Annotated in this window: 2 protein-coding genes; both read left to right on the top strand. The window is 66.7% G+C overall.

What is annotated here, in order from left to right:
- The first annotated feature begins 170 nt into the window (after positions 1-170).
- Positions 171-1,709, top strand: coding sequence for an IS21 family transposase (gene istA, locus AX750_RS03745; RefSeq protein ID WP_067253527.1), 1,539 nt, complete (start codon positions 171-173; stop codon positions 1,707-1,709).
- 12 nt (positions 1,710-1,721) lie between these two features.
- Positions 1,722-2,474, top strand: coding sequence for an IS21-like element helper ATPase IstB (istB, locus tag AX750_RS03740; RefSeq protein WP_066720698.1), 753 nt, complete (start codon positions 1,722-1,724; stop codon positions 2,472-2,474).
- Positions 2,475-2,622: the final 148 nt, after the last annotated feature.

Genomic DNA, 2,622 nt, shown 5'->3' with positions numbered 1-2,622 from the left:
TGCGGATTCCGATTCCGACCGGCCATCATTCCGATAATTGACCGGCCGGGATTCCGATAATTCTCCGGCCACCATTCCGATTAATGACCGGCCACCAGCCGGGGGTATGAGCGCTCTGGGTCAGCCACTCAGGCATCAGGATTTCCGTTTCACCCGAGACGGAGCCTGTGATGCCGACGAAGAGGAAGCTGACGATGAGAGAACTGCGGCAGATGCTGCGGCTTGCATATGGCGGGGTGAGCGCCCGCGAGATCGGTCGGGTGCTGGGGATTGCCCGCAGCACCGTTCAGGAGAACCTCGGGCGCGCGGCCCAGGCCGGGTTGACCTGGCCGCTGCCGGCGGAGCTGACGGACGACGCCCTTGCCGGCAGGCTTTTCGCGCGATCCGGGGCGAAGAGCGGTCAGCGGCGGCGGGTCGAGCCGAACTGGAGCGAACTGATCGTCGAGCTGAAGAAGCCCGGCGTGACGATGGCGATCCTGTGGGAAGAGTATCGCACCATCCACCCGCAGGGCTACGGTTACTCGAGGTTCTGCGACCTCCTGCGCGGCTTCCAGCGCCGGCTGTCGCCGACGATGCGGCAGGAGCACGTCGCCGGCGACAAGGTGTTCGTCGACTATTCCGGCAAGAAGCTCGGCATCGTCGATGCCCGGACCGGCATCATCCGGGAGGCCGAGATTTTCGTCGGCGTGCTCGGCGCCTCGAACTTCACCTTCGCCGAAGCGAGCTGGACTCAAGGACTGCCGGACTGGATCGGCTCGCATGTGCGCATGTTCCGGTTTTTCGATGGCGTCCCACGCCTGATCGTGCCGGACAATCTGAAGGCCGGGGTCAACAAGGCCTCGTTCTACGATCCGGAGCTCAACCGCAGCTATGGCATGATGGCCTCGCACTACGGCGTCGGCGTCTTGCCGGCGCGGCCGCGCAAGCCGCGTGACAAGGCGAAGGTCGAGAACGGCGTTCGGTTCGCGCAGAGCGCCATCCTGGGCCGCTTGCGCAACCAGACCTTCTTCTCGCTGGCCGAGGCCAATGCCGCGATCCGCGGCGCCGTCGACCGGATCAACGACCATGTCATCCGGCGCCTCGGCGTGACCCGCCGCCATCTGTTCGAGACCGTCGAGCGGCCGGCCCTGGCGGCGCTGCCCGAGGATTACGAGTTCGCCGAGTGGCGCCTGGCCCGCGCCGGCGTCGATTACCACGTCGAGTATGACGGCTATTTCTACTCCGTTCCCCACGGCCTGATCCGGGAGCAGGTCGATCTGCGGGCCACCAGCCGGACGATCGAGGTCTTCCATCGTGGCCAGCGGGTCGCCGCGCACCAGCGTCGCTATGGCGGCCGCCGGCACGGCACCAACCCCGATCACATGCCGAGCTCCCACCGGCGCTACGCCGACTGGAGCCCGGAACGGCTCCGGCGCTGGGCCGCGACGGTCGGCCCGAGCACGGAAGGACTGGTCATCGCCATCCTGGCCAACCGGCCGCATCCCGAGCACGGCTTCAGAACCTGTCTCGGCGTGCTGCGGCTGTTCCGCGATCTCAGGCCGTCCCAGGCCGAAGCCGTCTCCGCCCGCGCCCTCGAGATCGGCGCGTTCGCCTACCGCGCTGTCGCCGCCATTGCCGTCAGGCAGGCCGCGGCAGCGGCCAGGACCACCACCGAACCCGCCGCCATCATCGAGCACAGCAATCTGCGCGGCCCCGGCTACTTCCACTGATCAGGAGACAGCATGTTGATCCATCCCACCATGGGCTTGCTCGCCGAGCTCGGACTGCACGGTATGGCCAAAGGCTTCCAGGAGCTCCAGGCCCAGCCCGAAAGCCGCGCCCTCGAACACGCCGACTGGCTCGCCCTCCTGCTCGAACGCGAGAGCACGACGCGCCGTCAGAAGCGCTTCGAGAACCGCGCTCGCGCCGCCGCGCTGCGCCACAACGCCAGCATCGAGGATGTCGACTTCAAGGCGTCGCGCGGCCTCGACCGCGGGCTCTTCCTCAGCCTCGCCGGCGGCGACTGGATCCGCCAGCATCGCAGCTTGCTGATCACCGGCCCGGCCGGTGTCGGCAAGAGTTGGCTCGCCTGCGCGCTGGGGCAAAAGGCCTGCCGTGACGATGTCTCCGTCGCCTACCATCGCGCGCCCAGGCTCTTCGCCACCCTGGCCCAGGCCCGTGACGAGGGCCGTTACGCCCGCCTGCTCAAGGCCCTCGCCAGGGTCGAACTCCTGATCATCGATGATTGGGGGCCGGAGAAGCTCGACGACGCACAGCGACGCGACCTCCTCGAACTCACCGAGGATCGCTACGAGCGTCGTGCCACCATCATCACCAGCCAAATCCCCGTGGATCGCTGGTACGAAATTATCGGGAACCCCACCATCGCCGACGCGATCATGGATCGCATCGCCCACAACGCCTATCGCATCGAACTCGCCGGCGAGAGCCTGAGAAAGCGCCAACCGGAGCCGCCCGCAGCGGCTCCGGCTTGACCGGAAGCACCAATCACGACATCCAGAAACACGACCCAGAACCAACGCCCGCCCTGGCCGGATAATTCTCGGAATCCCGACCGGTTAATTCTCGGAACAGTGGCCGGTTAATTATTGGATTACCCGGCCGGTCGCGTCGGAATCTGCA

This window comes from Methylobacterium sp. CCH7-A2, assembly GCF_001557075.1.
GTDB classification, from domain to species: Bacteria; Pseudomonadota; Alphaproteobacteria; order Rhizobiales; family Beijerinckiaceae; genus Allobosea; species Allobosea massiliensis.
Note: the sequence above shows the minus strand (reverse complement) of the source record. Positions and strands in the feature narration are given on the sequence as shown.